Below are 254 nucleotides of genomic sequence, written 5' to 3'. Positions count from 1 at the left end.
GCTTCAGACCACCGCTCGAATTATAGGTTCCCGAATAAAAGTTACTGTACCGACGGTTCCCTCTGGTTGCCTCTACGCGGATAGTTACACTGTGCTCCAGTTCGTATTTCACTGTATGAAGCGTTGCATCAATCAACGCTTTTTCAATGGTGACATGCCAGGTAAGCCCGTTGTTGTCTGAAGCACCTGTAACAGGCTGTAAAGCCTCTTCGATAATGTCTGTTAAAGGCCTTTGAGCGGGCGCAAACTGGGCC

Annotated in this window: 1 protein-coding gene; it reads right to left on the bottom strand. The window is 48.8% G+C overall.

Annotation, left to right across the window (positions count from 1 at the left end; translation table 11 throughout):
* On the bottom strand, positions 1 to 254 hold a 254-nt coding region (locus SB659_RS20065), incomplete at both ends, for a YajG family lipoprotein (protein ID WP_410551693.1).

Origin of the sequence: Arthrobacter sp. SIMBA_036 (assembly GCF_046535135.1) — a bacterium.
Lineage (GTDB): Bacteria > Actinomycetota > Actinomycetes > Actinomycetales > Micrococcaceae > Arthrobacter.
Note: the sequence above shows the minus strand (reverse complement) of the source record. Positions and strands in the feature narration are given on the sequence as shown.